Genomic DNA, 17,813 nt, shown 5'->3' on the forward strand with positions numbered 1-17,813 from the left:
TGCCCGAGCGAATCTGAAAGCGGCATCACTGTAAAGGGTGTTCTATAGCCACACTATGGCGCGAAGCAACTATCGAGCCTTGCCGATATAGATACCAACCAATTACTAGTACCATCCAAAAAAGCGTCCCGCGTAAACCGTTATGAGTAGTGGAATAGATCAATGGTCCGGCCACTCCAGCCCAGACGTAAAGCGGTGCTCGTCGCAATACGATAGCTATCGTCAATAGAAAAAGTCCGAGCCCTGGCAGACCATAAGCAAACAACATATTGACGTAAGAAGAATGAATTTCTTGCCCATCATAAGGAGCGAAACGTTCCCGCTCGGCCTCTCCCGCACCCAGGATGGCATATTCGGGGAAATTCATCAGTCGGTCGAATTTGCGCTCCTCATAGATGCTATCCACCTTACTCGGTGCCCTATCCATGCGTGCTTCCAAGTTGCGCAGCACTTGGCCATCAGAACTAATATTGGCTGCCAGCACACCGAGTAGTAACAGAGGAACGAGCAGTAACAAGCGAGCAAAGTGCTTGACTTGCTTGGCGTTAGCCATAGCCCAGCCAACCAGCACCAGGACACCGCCCCCCATGGCCGCCAACGATGAAGCTGCAAGAATTCCCAGCACGCCAGAAGCAAGACCTGCCAAGCCTAAGAGCCGCATACGCGGACGAAAATCATCAAGCATTAACAGCAACACCACGCCGCATAGCGAAAAATAAGCTAGTTGATTGGGGTTATTAAAACTCCCGGTAGTACGACTGACCCCCATGGCCAGTTGCACCAGTGCTTGGCTACCCGCAATTAATAGCGCGATAGACACACCATTACGGATGACACCTTTGGCACTTTCGCCGTACACGCCCAAAAAACGCAATAACGCCATCCCCACCAAGAAATTGAACAGAAAAAACTGAGCAGGCCTAAAAAAGGTGGTGGTTTCCATTACCAGCGTCCAGCTAAGACACACCAGTAACACCCATAGCACCATCATTCCCCAACATATAGCGAAGGGTGAGACTTTAAGGCGTTCGTCGCCCAGAGACATCACCAGCATCACACTCGCAAAGCCTATCAATACAAAATCAGCCAGCTGTGGCGCACCGCTGGGGAATAGATAAAGACTGCTCAGTGAAAGACCCAAAAACAGCAGCAGCGCACCAATCAGGTTCATGGTGATATCCTTTTATCTACCGTAGCTAGAGGTTGGCCATCATCTGGAAGGTATGATTACGGCTGGCAAGCTCATCATAGGTGCCAGCATCGCTCACCTGCCCATCCTCGAGCATATAGATGATGTCACACTCCTTGACCGTCGCCAGGCGATGAGCAATCAGTACCACGGTCATCTGGCCAGAAAACCGCTGGATGTCTTCCATAACTCGCCTTTCGGTGATGCCGTCCAAAGCACTGGTAGCTTCATCGAACACCAATACTCTGGCTTGGAGGTAAAGTGCACGCGCGATGCCCAAACGTTGACGTTGCCCGCCTGATATCTGCACCCCGCGCTCGCCAATACGTGTTTCAAGACCTTCGGGGAACCTTTCAATTAGCTCATCAAGCTGCGCCATACGTAGCGCCTCTTTGACTCTTTCGACATCAATATCCTTACGCTCAATAGCAAAAGCGACGTTTTCAAGAATACTGGCATCGGAAAGGAATATCTGTTGAGGAACGAACCCTACTCCCGCCTGCCAATGGCGCAAGTTTTCCAGTGTAAGAGGGACATCATCGATCAGGATTTGGCCCTGCTGAGGTTCAATAAGGCCCAGCAATAGATCCACAGCAGTGCTCTTGCCGCTTCCTGACGCTCCCACTAGGCCCACCATTTGGTTGACTGGGATCCTAAGCGTTAGCCCATCCAGTGCTAATGCCCGCGTTCCTGGGTAGTCGAAGACTACATCCTGCAGCTTGATCTCTCGTTGAGGCACCCATGGTGTGATCCGAATATCAGACTGAGCGCTGCTAGCTACGTAGCCATATTTCGATTCATCACGACTTGCTATCAAGTCCTCACGAATTGCGTCATAAGCGGCCAAGTTGCCGCGAATTTTGGTGATAGATGTATAGATCTTTTGAAAACCTGGCAGCATCTTGAAGCCGGCTAACGCATAAATGGAGAGTGCCGGCAAAATTTCGCCCAGGTTACCTTCGTAAAGATTTAGCAGATAAAGCACTAGCATAATCACCGAACCAAAAGCCACCAGTTCGATGGCGTAACGCGGGGCTTCACTTAACCCCTGAGTCACTCCCTCGCCACGCGCGATACGATTACTAGCCTTTTCAAAGCGCGAGGTAAACGCGGACTGCCGGTGCAATAAAAGCAGATCTTTAATTCCTCCAAATCCCTCACTCATCAATTTAAAGCGTTTGGATTGTGCCTCCGAAACGCGCTTCCCATTAATAGACAGATAGCGGCGAACCGTTTGATAAAGCAGTAAATAAGTGCCAATAAAGATCGCCAACCCAGATAATGCCACCACGGGGTTGTAGAGGAATATTGCCAAGGTCATCATTGTCACCATGACTGACTTGGCATTAAGCTCCATGGCAGGATTGATGATCCTAATGGTCACTCGTTGGATTTCTGCGGATACTTTAGTGATCAGGCTGCTAGTATTCTGATTGCAATGAAACAACCAGGGCTGGTGCAGATAATAGCGATAGAGACGGCTTGAGAGCTCTGCCCCTACTTGAGCGCTATAGAGCGCGAGTCGCCAAGTTGTATATATAGAAAACAGAGCCGCCAATAACAGTACGCCAAGTACCAGCACGCCCAATAAACTCAAAAAACTCTTGGGGCTCTGCATGCCACTGAAGGTATAAGCCCAGGCAAGCCAGCCATCACCCTGGAGTTTGCTCATATCACCAACCAATGCCATAAAAGGCCCGATAGCAATCACGCCGGCGATCTGAGCTAGTGCCATACCAATAATCAACACTTGGAGCCTTAACAATTGACGCCGTTGTTGCTGAGTCAATAATGAATAGAATTCGCGCAATTGCTTTAGCATATTGGATCACCGGTAAGCGTAGAGATAGCTACCATAATAACCATGGCGGCTATTGGTGGGTTTCTTAACACCATTTAGAATTCCACCCTTGAGCCTCACGCCAGCATTCTCTAGGCGTCGTTTGGCCGCCTTGATTTCGCCAGGAGGGTTGCAGTCGAAACGCACTACCATCAAACTGGTTCCTGTTAATTTGCCCACCACCGTGGCATCGGTCACCGCTAGTATTGGCGGCGTATCCACTATCACCAGGTCGTAACGCAAGCTCATCGCCTCAAGAAAATCGTGGAAGCTCTGCTGCATCAGAAGTTCTGAGGGATTAGGCGGCACACTACCTCTTGAGACATAATCCAATCCCTCCAAGTCGCTATGACGAACGGCTTCCTCTAGGTCGATGCGCCGAGCCAACAACTCTGACAGACCCTTTACTCCCTTGCCATGAAACGCATGGTGCAAGTGGCCCCGACGCATATCGGCATCGATCAGCAGCACTTTTTGACCGGCCTGGGCACATACCGCAGCCAAGTTGGCCGCCACAAAACTCTTACCAACCCCAGGGCTCGCCCCGGTAACCATCAGTCTGTTATTGTCTGATTCAAGCATGGCGAAATAGAGACTGGTACGTAGTCCACGCAAGGCTTCGACCGCAATTTCAGAAGGCTTACTGATAGCTAACAAACCTCGGAACACTTCCTGAGCCTTTTTCGAACGACGCGGACGGATTCGTTCGGTGAGGCCTGTCTGCTCGCCCGACTCCGGTAGCGTGGCATAAACTGGCAGCCCCAATTCTTCAAGTTGTTCTGGTGTCTTAATCGCTCGACTGAGTAGTAAACGCACCACGACCATCATCATCGCCAGCAACGCGCCCATCAGGCCGCTAACTGCCGTTATGAGAGGAATACGCGGCGCGATGGTACCAGGGCTCAGCATCGCCGCGTCCAGAATACGCACGTTACCTACGGTACCGGCCTTGACCAGTCGCATCTCTTGAAGTTGATTGAGCAGTTGCACATATACTTGCTGGTTGACTTGGCTATCCCGGGTCAGTCGGAGCACTTCTTGCTGCGTTTCGGGTAATTCACTGACCTGGGCATTAAGGCTGTCACGTTCGGCTACAAGTTGGCCTCGCTGTCTTAACAGTGTTTGATAGTTGGGGTGTGAGGGGCGGTAGCGCTCAGCTAAGTCTGCCTCCCTCATGGCCAGCTCGCTGAGTTGGTTTTCTACCTCTACCACACGAGTAAGTAGATTTTGGGTCTCAAAAGTTAAATCCACCGAATCACGTTGCGCCCGGTAATCATTGAGCATTCCCTCGGCATTAGATAATTGGTCGCTAACCTGAGGAATCTGCTCATTGAGAAAAGCGATCTGCTTCTCTGCTTCTTCCGAATGGCGCTGCACGTTCTGAGTCAGAAAAACGCCGGTCAACGTGTCAAGTGTGGGCTGAACTTTAATGCGATCCGCACCGTTAAGCGTTAATTCATAAACTCCAGATTCAATGCCTCGCGGCAATATCTCAAAACGACTCTTCAGATCCTTAATCGCATTCAGGGAAGACGTCCGCTTTAAAATAAACTCTGTGCCGGGATACGCTTTCGCCTGACTGACAAAAAGTCGATATCCCAATGCCTCGTTCTGTACTGTCTCCCCGACTTTGCCACTAAGCAGCAGCTCCTCTTCGAACAGTAACTCAAAATTTCCGTCTTCATTGATACGCAGTACGTGCTCGCTACCCACGTTTTCGTCGGGCACATCGAAACGTGCAACTCTGAGCGACTCACCAGCCCACGCATACGGATTGTGCCAGTTGCTATTCTCTTCCCACCCTAACCATTCACGTATGAACGCCGGAGTGAAGCTTTCGATTGAGTCCTGGTTAATCCCATGATTTACCAAAAAGTTTCCCACCAATGGTAAACGGCGCGGCTCAACCCGAATAGCTAAGTCTTCCCGATCAGCGGTTTCTCCCAAAACCAAGCGCGACTGCAAGATTTCAAGCTCAGCGGCGGTTGGGTTATCGGGTGGCTGCTCTCCTAGTGATTCCATCAACGCCAAGCTCGTACTCTGGGTCTCTATCTGAACCAAGGCATCCGCCTGAAAGATGCTCGGCTGCGAGCTGGCGTGAAAATACCCACCTAAAAGAAAAAGACCCGTCACCGAAACGATAAACCAGCGATGGTCGGAAAGCGTATCTACCAACTTGCGAAGATTAAGGTCGTTGCTCTCCTGGGAGGCAGGCGACGACGGAGGGGCTGGGGGAAAGTTAGTCATAGCCATGCCTCATTACTCATTAAATATTATTCAAAGTGATGCTTACAGTTCACCGACATCCGTCGCAACCGTTGCGACATTACCCGGTAGACTGACTGAAGGAAGCAGCAGTGAGATCACAGAATTCCAGCGAGCTAGCGGCGCTGACGTTACGTAGATCACATCTTGTGGCTCGAGAGGGAAACGCGTTCCTAGCAATAGCCGCGTGGCGTCCTGAATATCCAGCTGATAAATGGTGGCGATCTTCTCACTACCCGGCGGGTTACCCCGCACCACAAAAATACCTGAAGGCTCGGCACGCGCTTCATTTACGCCCCCCGCTCGGCCTAATGCATCCGTTAAGGTGATGCGCTCGTTACCCAAGGCAATCGCACCGGGACGTATCACCTGCCCCATCACGATCACGTTCTGATTCTCCATAGTGGGAACATGAAGCAAGTCGCCATCGTGCAGTAATCGGTTCTGAGTCATATCGCCTTGACGCATCATCGCGTAAAGCGAGATGCGCTCCTCGCTACCATTGCGGCTCAGCGTTACATTGCGCCAGTCCGCATTGTCTTGGGCCCCACCTACTTCACTAATGGCGTCGAGTACCGTCATCGGCACGATAGTCAGAGGCAGTGTGCCTGGATTCGCTACAGCACCACTGATATAGACTTTTTGAGAGTTAAAGGCCGCTATCCCTACCTCAACCTGGGGATCATTAATTACATCGGCAAGCCGGCGAGCAATAAGGTCACGCACCTCATCAAGCGTCATCCCCGCAACCTCTACACGCCCCACGTAGGGGTAAAACATCGTGCCATTGGGTCGAATGCGATTACCGGTTTCTGCTGCGGAACGCTCCGCACCCGCAGGAATGGTCAATTCAGGATGGTCATAAACAATCACGCTAAGTATGTCGCCAGGGCCAACGCGGTACTCATAGCCCTGCACTTGCGCATGCAGTGCCTGTGGGCTTGCCGGGTCAGGTACTATCGGGGCTTGCATTGTGTCTACCAACTCCGGCGTGATTGCCTGGACGTCCACTCGACCATCCAACGATTGTTCAATTTCACTTTCATCAATATGCCCGCCAGGTGCCATAGCACAGCCGCTAAGTATCCCCAAGAGCATGATAAGTGGCAGATAGCGAACAATCCGCATTAGGCGCTTTTTTGTTTCTAAACTTTCCGATTCGCTGAATTTATTCATTTTTTTATCCCTTTGCTTTTTGTCTTGCCACGCTACCGCCCGGGGATTGTGAACAGACATTTCCCAGAGCCTTGGTTTGGAACTAGTCCTGGCGATACCAACCTATGTACCGACAGAAGACATCACTGTCTATCAAACAGGTACACATAAGTTTACACAAAAACACAAATAATGCGTTTCTATTTACATAGTTATGAGAGGGTGAGGTAGGTAAAACCTTATACTCGCAATAAAGTACGGTTAAATTCATCAAAGAGGATAAGTAACATCATGCCAGGAGGGCTGGTTTAATGCCAGGAGGGCTGGTTTAATGCCAGGAGGGCTGGTTTAAAATTTCATTCGATAGAAAAGATAATTTTTAATTAGCTCGTGAATTTACTAATGCATCGGAGAGAGTTTTAATTACTTTCTTGCTACTTTAATACTACCATTAACATTAGTTTATTAATTATTGAAAAATTACGAAAATAATTAAAAACCATATGAAACACATGCTTTTAATATACAAATTAAAAACAGACCCAAATCTAAAAGTCTCATCGATAACATCACATCATTATCTATAGAAAAAATGCGGGAAGTTTTCTTAAAAATACTAGAGCTTTTTAGACCATAAATGGGCCGCATCTTTAAGCAGTATATGAACATGCGCGAAGACCTCTACGGTCTTGCGGTAAGGATCGGGAATATCGCGCCCTTTGCCACCATCCAGCCAGCGGCCGAGCAGTAACGTTTTGCCTAATGATTGAGGTGATTGTTTACCCACAGCTCTACGCTGACCTTCGGTCATAACGAGAATGAGGTCTGCTTCTCTTATCATTGTCGATGTTAGTTGCCGTGCTTGATGGTTTGTGACATCAAGGCCATCGGCCTCAGCTAATTGACGCGCAAGCACTGATACCGGCTCACCTTTTAGCGCCCCAAGGCCAGCAGAGCTAATCTGTCGATCGGGTAGGCACTGCTTAAGAAATGCCTCAGCTACGGGACTACGGCAAATATTGCCGGTACAGACCACCAGTATTCGTTCGAACATGGCTTCTTTATCTCTTGAGTAATCAAAGGTGCAGGCTTATAAATATCACGAACAATGCTCCCACTGAATAGCCAACAACCCAAATAACTCGTAAATAGCGCGTTCGGTTTTGCGTAGTTGGCGCGCAGAGGGTATCCAGTAAGCCAGTCCGAAGCTCTCACTCTGCATAGCCAAGTAATGCGTAGGTGCCGCTACTGGGGATAAACCTTCCAACTCGAAATACCGCATCGCACGCGGCATGTGTGATGCAGATGTCACCAACAGAACTTGTGCACCTTTGCCAAGTAACGCTTGTACGGCCTTGGCCTCTTCTGCCGTATCTTTGGGTGATACTAGCTTTACAATACGGTCTGCAGGTACCCCTAATGATTGGGCAGCTTCGGCATAGCCATGTGCCATCGTCATTTCAGAATCCGTACCATTTCCGGATACTAATAATGGTACTTCAGGATTCTGTAGCCACAGCCGCAGCCCCTCCACAAGACGTAAACCCGAACTGTCGCTAAGCTGGCCGGTTATCGACCAAGGTTGATTTGGCTGCCACCCACCGCCGAGTACTACAACCGCTTTAATTTCCTGCTCTTCCGGCCATGTCAACAAAGCAGCGTACTTAGATTCCAGCGGCCTCAGTAAACTATCTGCCACTGGCGCCCAGGCTGCCAGGAAAAGCAAGATCATGGACATTATGATTAAGCTATCACCAAAACGGTGCAGGCCCAGCTTACGAAATAGCCAACCGATAGCGAAAGTAACCGCCATTAAAGGCATAGGCATCAAAAAAATAGCTGCTAGGCTTTTTATTAAAGTATACATATCAACAATTTTGTGAGGCCTTTCCAGAGACCTGAACCCAAAGAAAAATCAGCCAGATAGTATAGAGCGCGATTCCTGCGGGGTAAGCGAAAAAAGAGTAGCTCAAGCCGAAGCTCATAAAAGAAATCACCAGCAACACTCCTGACGCTGAAAAAGATCGATGTATAGGGTTTTCAGCGCGCAAGCCAGGAAGAAAGCGCAATAAGGGAACAAGGTAAAGACACAGTACCATCAGGAGACCAGGCCCCCCCCGTCGTACCCAAGCATCAAGAAGGTCGTTGTGAGCATGCCAATAATTGCCTAACTTCGGACTTATTACTCCCCTTACCTCTAATTCTTGCATGGCTGTTTGATAGCCTTGATGCCCATAGCCCAAGAAAGGGCGCTCCCAGATTAACCACAATGCACCTCGGTACATTTCCAGTCGAGCCCCTACAGAACCATAATCGGTACCGTCAATATATTGGCGCACTTCGGCCACCGCCTTGTCCATCCGCTTTTCCACGCCGCTCTGTGGGGTCACATACACCAGTACAATTACGGTAAACACAAAGCACATACCCAGCCATCGCCATTTAGGTTGCCACCGGTACATGTAGCTGCGATAGAATACCCATACCGCGAGCGGCAATACCAACCAACCTCCCCTAGAGCCAGAGAGTGCTGAAGCTAAACAGCCTCCCACCGAACCACCCAGGAGCAGCGCGACCCAAAGAAATTTTGTTGATTGCTGTTGCCAGGCCCATCCCAGACCGACCAAACACAACAGTGCGGTTAATAACGACAAATTGCCGAAAAAAATGGAGTGTAGCGGCGGATGCCCTGTCGCACGGGTTAAACCCACTCCAATTTTTTGCCAAACCGCCCATCCCCCTACTCCTAATCCACTTAAAGCCAAGCCAGCCCACCAAGCTGATGGCCGTGGATGAACAGCGCGAGTCATTATCAAGGCAACTGCTCCTAGCCAAGCGGCGGCTGCCAATGGCAGCGCCTGACGCAAACTGCCGTGCAAGGCGCCAGCCATTATTTCTACCGTCCCTACCCCTAGCAACAAAGCCAGCAGAAAACCATCATCATGCCAGTTCGTTTGCTTTGCATGACACCAACCTTGTCGCTTATTCCACGCAAGCCCACCCCATAAAATGATTATCATTAATGCAAGCCAATAGCCCAGCGGCACCAATAATGGCAAGATTGTAATTGCTATAGCCTGCATGGGTTGTCTACCTTTAAAAGGTCACAAGTGCACGGTCGAAACAGTGTATATGCTTTGCTGTTTTGTTCTACACTCGCATCTTATCGACTTTTGTGGCAAAAAAAATAGCAATAATTTACTACCTTCAATGGCATCAATAAATGTTGGCTTATTTTAGGAAGATAGATAACAGGCAGATTGCACAGCTTATTTTATCTAATAGATAATAAATAGTAGATAAAATTCACCTATTATTCTAATTAAGGCAATATAGTGAAATTAATCACTTCCACCACCGCCGTTCTAAGACCTTAATAAATGCTTAAATTGTTCTATTAAGCTAATACCAAGATCTTTACGGCTACGACTGAGCAAAAGAATTTTGGCTGGTAGTGAACATTTAAAGAGGAAAAGGCACCAAATTTGAGGGATACACTACAGTATGAGAGGAATCAGTCTTGAGGCTGGCAAATTTGTAGATATTTTGAAACGTGAGTGGCGAAGCTTTTGGCGGTATATGACAAAGCGCCTATTGGTAAGATTATTAAACGTTGACCGGATTTTATGTCAAGTTGAGGCGGACAGAGTATCAGAAATGGAGGCGGCCCCAAAAGCCACATCCCGGCACACGCAGCCACCACTACCGAGTTGCTTTCCGAGTGCCTTGGCAATTGATTTAAAAAGAAATTTCAGCCTTCACTTGTTAGCGCACACTTCCCAGTACGCTACCCAGATTGTACCCAAAAAAACCCATTTTGTATCACCAATGTGTATCAAATTCATGCCTTTCAAAAGCGCCCAAAAGAAATTCTAAGAGTTTGTTGTAGACCACTGGACTCATATCAGAGATTTCAAGCACCCCCCTTCTACAACGATGCAGGTATGGACAAGAACACGGACAGATTTTGAGCTTTTGACATAGCGAGCGCATAGAACTTTGACATAGCACAGCCCTATGCAAATGCTTACTTGATATATAATTTTTTTCTAAAATTCATAATTACTTGCCAGACACATACATAAGCACGTTTTCATATTCAAGACTTGAGAGCTCGCTGAACGGTCGAAACACCACATCCAGCAAGATCAGCCGTTTTCCGAATACTAAAGCCTTTCTCTCGAAGCTCTCGAATCTTCTGATGCAGAACCTCATCGGCAGGTCTTCCTTTATAAACGCCTTGGGCCTTTGCCTTTTCAATTCCTTCAGCCTGCCTTCTGCGCCTATCGTCATAATCCTTGCGAGCAACAGCGGCAAGCATATCCATGAGCATAGAATTAACCGCATCCAGCATGCGCCCTGTAAAGTCATCGCTGGCGCTTACGACCATTGCTACATGGCTAGTTGGCAGATCAAGAGAGACCACACGAAGCCCTGCACCCTGTATAGCTGTTTTCAGCTTGTCCCAATCACTTTTGGTAAGACGTGTTAGGCGGTCTACCTGTTCAATTAGTAGAATGTCTCCAGTTTGCGCATCATCAATTAGGCGAGCTAGCTCTGTACGGTCAGCCTTAGTGCCGCTGGCATTCTCTATATACCATGACGCTATACGCGCCCCCTTATCATTGGCAAAGGCTTCTAGGGCTTTCTTAGCACGGCTAGCGTTCTGGTCTTCTGTCGAAGCACGAAGGTAGGCACGAATAAAAGTCATCTCGACACACTCCAATGTATTGTATTCTTTTGAGTGTGTTCATTATTTATGTGTTCGTTTGGGTTGTCAATGCCTATCTAATGAACACGAAAAGGGCTTTCCTAGGTGTGTTCGCTGAAATATACCTAAGAAGGTACGCTCAAGATAAGTCTATATCTATGTTCATAAATAGAAGTTGAAAACTCAAATAAATCATTCATTATGAATGAAGCAAGTGAGTACATTGACCAAATGATAGATGTATGACCTGCATTCGTGCTTATTTTTTAGCAACTACAGAAAACAAGAATGTCAGTCGTGCTAAGAAGACCATGGAGGCTTTCCCAGCTGGTCGATAATTCCAAACGAGTGGACATCCTGCTGGTTAAGCTGGTAAATCGCTTCACGCGTTTTACCGCGTCTGATTGGGCTGAGCTGAAAGCAGCGATGTAGATTGCTGGAATCCGGGTCGTGGTTATGCATATATCAACAATCCACGCAGCCCTGTGAGTTAAAATCATTACAATAGAAAGGGACTTATACATGACGTTGGCCAGAAGCAAAAGATTCAATGCAGTATTATTAAAAAAAGGTATTAGGTCGGTAGCTATACCAACTAAGCTAATATACGGCGATAGTCAATACGATCAACCGAAGATCGAACTATATCCTGAAAGCATTCATTATAGCAAAGTTGCTTATAGCCTCGGGTCAAGTAAGCTTATTGGCGAGGATGCATTTAATAATGAAGGAGAGCCTTGCTTAATAATAGAAGCAGAAGATATGGTACTTGGTGAAAACTCAAGCAATGGCTTTCCCGGCGAAAATTTTGTAAAAACAAAACCATTAAAAATTACTGTTAAAAAAAAGTTAGAACATGCTAACGCTGATAAAGATGCACTAATATTTCGTTTTCACATAACGAGAAATAGTTTTTTAAATAGAGGTATTTTCCATTCCTTTGATGAGCGCGGCCTTGTTAAGGTCGAGCCTGAAGAGAAATTGATATTTCAAGTGCATAATTTAAATTTAGAATTTGATTTTTACTATACCACTAGTGTTGTTGGTGGCAAAATTACTCAAGAAATAATTCACTTTGTTGAGATTAAAACTAACCAAGTAGAAAGCCTGGAGGAAAAAGGTGAAGAACTATGTAGACTCATTGACGATGTTCTTCTAATAGCCTCTTACGCGACCAATAAACATACCGTTTGTTACATGTGGGAAGTTATATCAAGTGATTGGCATATTACACGCCACCGAGGCGATCGTGTTATGCCTGCCCCTGGCGACCGAGGGACAATAATTTCTGAACGCCGTAACTACAATGATTTACCTGCTTTTATTTCAAAAGCTTATAATAAGTTAAAAGAACCAAGTTTTGATCATTCGCTAAAGTTAGCATTCAATCACCTAGTCATTCCAAGTCATAACTCTATTGAAATGAAATATCTCCAAGCATTCACATGTATGGAAAGCTTAATACTTAGTCATAGCAGAAGCAATAAGAGTGAATTTATAATTTCAAATAGTTCAAAGTGGAAAAGATTAAGAAATAAAATAAAAGAAAATATAAAAGAACATTACTCTGAAGTCCATGAAGGAGATAAAGTAGAAGAGCTAGATGAACTATGTCAAAAAATAAATAGTTTGAACAGAACTTCTCTAAGGGCTAATTACAATGATTTTATTTGTAGCTATGAAATAAATACTCAAGGTTTGGTTCCTTTGTCATCTAATGAAGTCGAGTCTTTGTCCAGGCTAAGAAATAAGCTTGTACATGGTGAACCATATGATGAAAATACAATAGATAAAATAATATATTTTCAAAGACATTTAGAAGCCTTGATTGATAGAAGTATAGATGCGATTATTTCTAGAAGTAGCTTGCAATATGCAATAATAGAGTAGATTGATCAAAAATATTAATGATTTAATTTGCGATATGCGAGGCTCAATGAGAACACTTTTTCTAAGGCAGAGATATTATAATCGGTAAATTAAAGCCCTTTATTAGACGAGGCATGGTACACAAATTTCTTTTTGAGACGCAGAGCTGTTAGCATAGATCATGCTTAGTGAACAGCTCCATTAAGCCTTTGTTTATTACCTTGTGCGTCTTCTATTGAAATCATGCCGCCATTGGATTTTCAATACTTAATTGTTCAGATGATTCGTTAACTTTTTCATCAATGAAGTCCGGTCTGAATTTTCCAATTTTTATACCTTCATAAGGTACATAAACTCCCTCTATATATTCACTGTAGTTAAGGGATTCCACGCCACCTATTGCATTTATCATTAAGTTATCGAACTTATTCTTCAAATGCATTTCCTCATCGTGCTGAGTAGAAATAAAGATACCTTCAGAAGCCAGAAACTTACGTCTTCTAATCACCCACAACTTAGCCTGTCGTTCAAAAGTCTGTTCAAAGGCTAAGACTAAGTAAGGCATAGCTATCTCCAATGCCTTAACGTATCTCTGAGCTTGTCGTTTATTTATACCAAGGATGGACTTAATGCGAGTTGTGCAAATCTCATCAAGTTTCTTCAGGCACCGTACAATTTTGGATACACTTAGAGCATCAGCATTACCATTTTTATGTAGACCTATTAGATACTGCTTCCGAGTTTCACCCGCAGGGGACAGAAACCCTTCTATTGCCAAGGATGAATTAACGTCGCATTCTTTGTATAAACCTTTAAAGGGGACTGGTGAATAGTTAATAGATGGTAATGGAGCAATGACGTTTTCATTTTTCATTTGCCTAGAATACCAATCAAATCTTGCAATACCTTCTAATATGTTCATAACCTCTACAGGTATGTCTTTTATAGCCGTATAAGTTAACATTAGATAACGTACCTGATTATTTATTACCTTCGGTTTCCTCCCAGCATTGGATTTCTTTTTATTTGAATTAACGTCGCATTCTTTAATAAGGACTTCAGAGTCGTCTTGGAAAGTATCTTCTAATGAATTAACACACTGAAAAGTACTTTCGTATGCTTGTATGCATCTTTTAAATCTATACTCATTACCATCATCCATTCTCTCTTTTAATTTAGACATATTTTCTGGATGAATGATTTCATAAGCGTTATCGATCATATGTTCTGCTAGTTGTATAGTCACTATTGCTCCTTATTTATGCATTAGCCCTCCTCTACAGTGATTTAGGCATTGTGTCAAAGTTCTTAAGTTAGTTAGATTTTAAGAACGAACCAACTATGGGTTATTCAATAATTTAAAATTATGATACTAAATTTTCATGTATTGTTGATTTAGAAAATTACTTTCCACAATAATTTTAGTAGGCTATAAAAATAGTAATGAGACAACAAAAAAAAACATCTAACACAAAACTACTCTAAGAAAATTCCTAGCATAATACTTCGGATATTTTTGCGGAATCACTTTATAAGTTAATAAAGGGATACAGCTGCTGTATGATTTTTTCATCTAATTTAAAATACTTAAATTCTGTATCTATGACTTGTCAAACTGTTAATTAGGCATTTTGGTAATGCATTTACAGGCTTAGCTGAAGTGATATTTTTCTTTTCTCTTTTGGGTTGGATTACAGTTTAGTGGTGATGAGTTTTCGATTTCTCTAAAGACTCTTATAGGTTTTTTGAACACAGTACTGTGCCCCACAGTGAACATAGCACCGTGTAAGTGATTAATATTTTTTGTTCAAATAACAGACGCAAAAAAAGAGCCGGGAAACAAATCCATTAAGAGGAAGCCCGGTTCAGATATTCAGTTGTGAGGTACTTAAACCATTAAACCACAGTGCATAGACTCAAGTCAAACTGTAATTTTATGTAACGTAGAATGGTGATTTAAGGTAAACACATTTCGTATTTAATAAGCGCAAAAGGCTAGAAAACATTAATTTCTTGTTACATCCCTCTCTATTTATTAGGATTTGTTAAGCAATCTAAATCAGATGGTGCGCCCAATATATATTAACTCACTCCTTTTAGTTCAATGCTTTCTTACCGCGAATAGGAGTCAAATATAGTAAGGGAAGAAATAAGCATGATTCCCATAGTCGAACACACCTATTTGAGAGACTAAATAGTTACTTTTATCTGTGATGCATCCCTAGCTTTTTTATTGACAGCTTTCATAACATTTTGAAGCTCATCAATTATGTGTTCTTTATGACCCAAAGCTTCGAGAGTTTCAATAAGTGTAGCACAACACAAACTTATTGTACTGCTATAATAATAATTGGTCTGGCTTTCTTTTGGTTTCATATTCAACACTTGATTTTTACCATCATATTGATTTGCCAATGCATCAATAGAAGAATGAACAAGGTTACTCAAGTTGTGATAAATAGCATCATATGCGTGACTTTCCTCGGCCATTTCAAAGCGCTCTTTCAACCTCATTGGCTTTTTCCTACCTTCCAATAGATCATTTTTTCTTTCCTTTAATGCTTCAATTTTCAGATTTACCTCTGCTTCGCTCACTTCTTTAAACCAAATATTTTCACCGCTATAAGCTTTATAATATTTTATCTGGCTATCTACATGCATAGCCTCAAATTCGTAAATGTATTTTTCATCTTTCTTCAAACACTTTAAGTCTATATAAGATTCAAGAGCCGATCTCATCATAGGAGGACAGCCCAACGAACCTTCACTTTTAAGCAACTTTATTATTTCTTGAGACAGCCCATCAACGCGACTAAACAACCCACAAATTAGGTGCTCTCTTCTATCCGTAAACTTTATTCCCACTATCGCTTGGTTTCTTATCTTTACATATGAACGCCAGTTACGGAGAAAATCTGCTCTCATATCACACCCTTCCGTTTGTTATGAACAATTAAAAACGTGAATACTAGATGTATTTTTAATATCAGCAATAGATCACTCAATCTTAAGTATCTAGTACATCTTAGTCTATCTAGACATTGCTATCTATCCTTTCTCTGCACCCACCTATGCAGAATAAAACATAGCTATACGCAGGTGCAATAGTGTCTAAAATTGGACGAGCTACCTTCAGTGCGCCAGCAACTCAATTACCGGCTTCAAAACTTCAGGCTTAAAATCCTTTCCGTATCGCGTGTTGGTTATTCCACCCGTTGTATGCCCCAGAATTCCGCCTATTAAGTTTTCGCTCACTCCTTTCTGCTTCAACTCATCGGCTACTGTGTGCCTAAAACTATGAAAGTCTTTCTTTCCAGCGCCATCTTCAAACAAGCCTAGATCAGCTTTGAACCTCCCAAACCATCGACTTGGTGTAGCTGAATATCCATGTTTATCAGAATATCTAAGCATTGGAAATATTTGATTATCTTGGTTCTCCACCCATTCATTGAAACCAAACTCTACAAGCTTGCTATGTAAAGGTATAACTCTCTCAGAAGAAGAGTTCTTTATTCTTTGATTTGGTGAAACTGCTTGTATGTGGATGCATGGCACATCATTTATTAATTTTATATCTTGCTTGCATAACTGACATAACTCATTCAAACGCGCACCAGTATAATAAGCCAGCCTAGGCAACCAATACTTGAAACTTTGTTTAGACTCTCGATAATGGCTTGTTTTTTTGAATATTAATGCCACTTCACTAGGAGTGAATACATCACGGTATGAGCTAACCCGCATAGGATTCTTGATTCTCATATTAGCAAATGGATTGCTCTTCAATATTCCTTCTTTTTGTGCATATGAAAAAATGGTAGATAAACTTTTAATGTAGTTGTTATAGGTTGTAATGCTGATGGCAGATTCACCCCTACCAATCAAGTCTGAGAGCACCTTATTGGGATGCTTTTGTAGTGTGCGAAGAGCTAGCGGAGGTAGCTGTAAGGCTTTCTCTCGAAAGAGCTTGGCATCGCCTATGGTGTAGTAGTCAACCCTCTTATCTTGACAGATCAACAGCAACAGATGAACAACGGCTTCTTTATCATCTAGCGTTTTTAAGCTAACCCCTTGGACTAGCTGAAATTGACGATACGACTCAAAGAATTGGGAGAGTGTAGGAACAGGCGCGGACAGAGTAGTATCAGAAGGAGGCCTAGGAGCGCCTGTAAAGGCTGGAGTAGGATCGCTACCCGTCTCCCTACCCTCTGCACTACCCAATAGCTCTTGAGCTTCTAGCAGCAGCCTAGCGCTCTTTAATAAAGCTTCTCGTTTGCTTCTGGTTTTGAGGGATCGTCTTAATTCCGTCTTCCCAATGACTACCCGAAGCGGGACAGGAATAACCAAACGAAAGTAGTATATGCCATGACGAGATTTTAATAGGTAGGGTGAGCTCATTTGTACCACCATTCTGTATCACTTAGACGCAGAAGGCGAAATTCCCAAGCTCTATCAATTGCTTACTACAAATGGAGGCAGCCCCAAAAGCCACATCCCGGCACACGCAGCCACCACTACCGTTGCTCCCTTCCGGGCCTGGCGGGGTTCGCAGTTTAGCGTTGCGGGAGGACCTAAGGGACCACCATAACGGCACACTCTGTTATAGAGTAAGTGTGCTGAGGCTGATGTGGTGGCTACGCCCTGATTTGAACAGGGGACCCCATCATTATGAGTGATGTGCTCTAACCAGCTGAGCTACGTAGCCTTTCCCTCATCAACGGGTGCAGATTATGCCTACCTTAATGACGAAAGGCAAGCCGGATTCCGGCTTGCCCTACTAGTCA

Annotated in this window: 12 protein-coding genes, 1 tRNA gene and 1 other RNA gene; 1 reads left to right on the forward strand and 13 read right to left on the reverse strand. The window is 44.4% G+C overall.

Annotated features, from left to right (window positions below):
* Nucleotides 1–25: 25 nt before the first annotated feature.
* The 8 genes from HZS52_RS18135 to HZS52_RS18170 all read right to left on the reverse strand — a co-directional run bounded on the left by HZS52_RS18135 (nt 26) and on the right by HZS52_RS18170 (nt 11,160).
* Nucleotides 26–1,171, reverse strand: a complete 1,146-nt coding sequence (locus HZS52_RS18135) for a hypothetical protein (RefSeq protein ID WP_190373315.1) — start codon at nt 1,169–1,171, stop codon at nt 26–28.
* 25 nt (nt 1,172–1,196) lie between these two features.
* Nucleotides 1,197–3,011, reverse strand: coding sequence for an ABC transporter ATP-binding protein (locus tag HZS52_RS18140; RefSeq protein ID WP_190373316.1), 1,815 nt, complete (start codon nt 3,009–3,011; stop codon nt 1,197–1,199).
* Between the two features lie 6 nt (nt 3,012–3,017).
* Nucleotides 3,018–5,276 carry a polysaccharide biosynthesis tyrosine autokinase gene (locus HZS52_RS18145; RefSeq protein WP_223827961.1) on the reverse strand — a complete coding sequence of 753 codons (2,259 nt, stop codon included), beginning with the start codon at nt 5,274–5,276 and terminating at the stop codon, nt 3,018–3,020.
* 42 nt (nt 5,277–5,318) lie between these two features.
* A complete protein-coding gene (locus HZS52_RS18150; RefSeq protein WP_190373318.1) occupies nt 5,319–6,470 on the reverse strand; it encodes a polysaccharide export protein in 1,152 nt (383 codons plus the stop codon).
* 595 nt (nt 6,471–7,065) lie between these two features.
* A complete protein-coding gene (locus tag HZS52_RS18155; RefSeq protein WP_190373319.1) occupies nt 7,066–7,503 on the reverse strand; it encodes a low molecular weight protein-tyrosine-phosphatase in 438 nt (145 codons plus the stop codon).
* A 45-nt stretch (nt 7,504–7,548) separates the two neighbouring features.
* Nucleotides 7,549–8,316 carry an ElyC/SanA/YdcF family protein gene (locus HZS52_RS18160; RefSeq protein WP_190373320.1) on the reverse strand — a complete coding sequence of 256 codons (768 nt, stop codon included), beginning with the start codon at nt 8,314–8,316 and terminating at the stop codon, nt 7,549–7,551.
* Between the two features lies 1 nt (nt 8,317).
* Entirely contained in the window at nt 8,318–9,532 is a 1,215-nt protein-coding gene (locus tag HZS52_RS18165; protein ID WP_190373321.1) for an O-antigen ligase family protein, read from the reverse strand.
* A 1,016-nt stretch (nt 9,533–10,548) separates the two neighbouring features.
* Complete coding sequence (locus tag HZS52_RS18170) at nt 10,549–11,160, reverse strand: recombinase family protein (RefSeq protein ID WP_190373322.1); 612 nt, start codon at nt 11,158–11,160, stop codon at nt 10,549–10,551.
* A gap of 522 nt (nt 11,161–11,682) precedes the next feature.
* Between HZS52_RS18170 and HZS52_RS18175 the strand changes: the two genes are divergently transcribed.
* On the forward strand, nt 11,683–13,050 hold the full coding sequence (locus HZS52_RS18175) for a hypothetical protein (RefSeq protein ID WP_190373323.1): 1,368 nt from the start codon (nt 11,683–11,685) through the stop codon (nt 13,048–13,050).
* 220 nt (nt 13,051–13,270) lie between these two features.
* Here the strand turns inward: HZS52_RS18175 and HZS52_RS18180 are convergent, their stop codons facing one another.
* The 5 genes from HZS52_RS18180 to HZS52_RS18200 all read right to left on the reverse strand — a co-directional run bounded on the left by HZS52_RS18180 (nt 13,271) and on the right by HZS52_RS18200 (nt 17,734).
* A complete protein-coding gene (locus HZS52_RS18180; RefSeq protein WP_190373324.1) occupies nt 13,271–14,275 on the reverse strand; it encodes a hypothetical protein in 1,005 nt (334 codons plus the stop codon).
* Nucleotides 14,276–15,219: 944 nt separating this feature from the next.
* Nucleotides 15,220–15,954: a DUF5677 domain-containing protein gene (locus tag HZS52_RS18185; protein WP_190373325.1), complete on the reverse strand. Its 735-nt coding sequence runs from the start codon at nt 15,952–15,954 to the stop codon at nt 15,220–15,222.
* Nucleotides 15,955–16,161: 207 nt separating this feature from the next.
* On the reverse strand, nt 16,162–17,427 hold the full coding sequence (locus tag HZS52_RS18190) for a site-specific integrase (protein WP_190373326.1): 1,266 nt from the start codon (nt 17,425–17,427) through the stop codon (nt 16,162–16,164).
* A gap of 81 nt (nt 17,428–17,508) precedes the next feature.
* An RNA gene (gene ffs, locus HZS52_RS18195) (signal recognition particle sRNA small type) lies at nt 17,509–17,605 on the reverse strand.
* A 52-nt stretch (nt 17,606–17,657) separates the two neighbouring features.
* Nucleotides 17,658–17,734, reverse strand: a tRNA-Met gene (locus tag HZS52_RS18200).
* Nucleotides 17,735–17,813: the final 79 nt, after the last annotated feature.

The sequence above is a fragment of the Vreelandella titanicae genome (assembly GCF_014697095.1).
GTDB classification, from domain to species: domain Bacteria; phylum Pseudomonadota; class Gammaproteobacteria; order Pseudomonadales; family Halomonadaceae; genus Vreelandella; species Vreelandella titanicae.

Excerpts from the sequence above, each read along its gene's own strand:
- HZS52_RS18140 (WP_190373316.1), bottom strand. The coding sequence starts at position 3,011 with ATGCTAAAGCAATTGCGCGAATTCTATTCATTATTGACTCAGCAACAA.
- HZS52_RS18150 (WP_190373318.1), bottom strand. The coding sequence starts at position 6,470 with ATGAATAAATTCAGCGAATCGGAAAGTTTAGAAACAAAAAAGCGCCTA.
- HZS52_RS18190 (WP_190373326.1), bottom strand. The coding sequence starts at position 17,427 with ATGAGCTCACCCTACCTATTAAAATCTCGTCATGGCATATACTACTTT.
- HZS52_RS18145 (WP_223827961.1), bottom strand. The coding sequence starts at position 5,276 with ATGACTAACTTTCCCCCAGCCCCTCCGTCGTCGCCTGCCTCCCAGGAG.
- HZS52_RS18175 (WP_190373323.1), top strand. The coding sequence starts at position 11,683 with ATGACGTTGGCCAGAAGCAAAAGATTCAATGCAGTATTATTAAAAAAA.
- HZS52_RS18170 (WP_190373322.1), bottom strand. The coding sequence starts at position 11,160 with ATGACTTTTATTCGTGCCTACCTTCGTGCTTCGACAGAAGACCAGAAC.
- HZS52_RS18165 (WP_190373321.1), bottom strand. The coding sequence starts at position 9,532 with ATGCAGGCTATAGCAATTACAATCTTGCCATTATTGGTGCCGCTGGGC.
- HZS52_RS18155 (WP_190373319.1), bottom strand. The coding sequence starts at position 7,503 with ATGTTCGAACGAATACTGGTGGTCTGTACCGGCAATATTTGCCGTAGT.
- HZS52_RS18185 (WP_190373325.1), bottom strand. The coding sequence starts at position 15,954 with ATGAGAGCAGATTTTCTCCGTAACTGGCGTTCATATGTAAAGATAAGA.
- HZS52_RS18135 (WP_190373315.1), bottom strand. The coding sequence starts at position 1,171 with ATGAACCTGATTGGTGCGCTGCTGCTGTTTTTGGGTCTTTCACTGAGC.
- HZS52_RS18160 (WP_190373320.1), bottom strand. The coding sequence starts at position 8,316 with ATGTATACTTTAATAAAAAGCCTAGCAGCTATTTTTTTGATGCCTATG.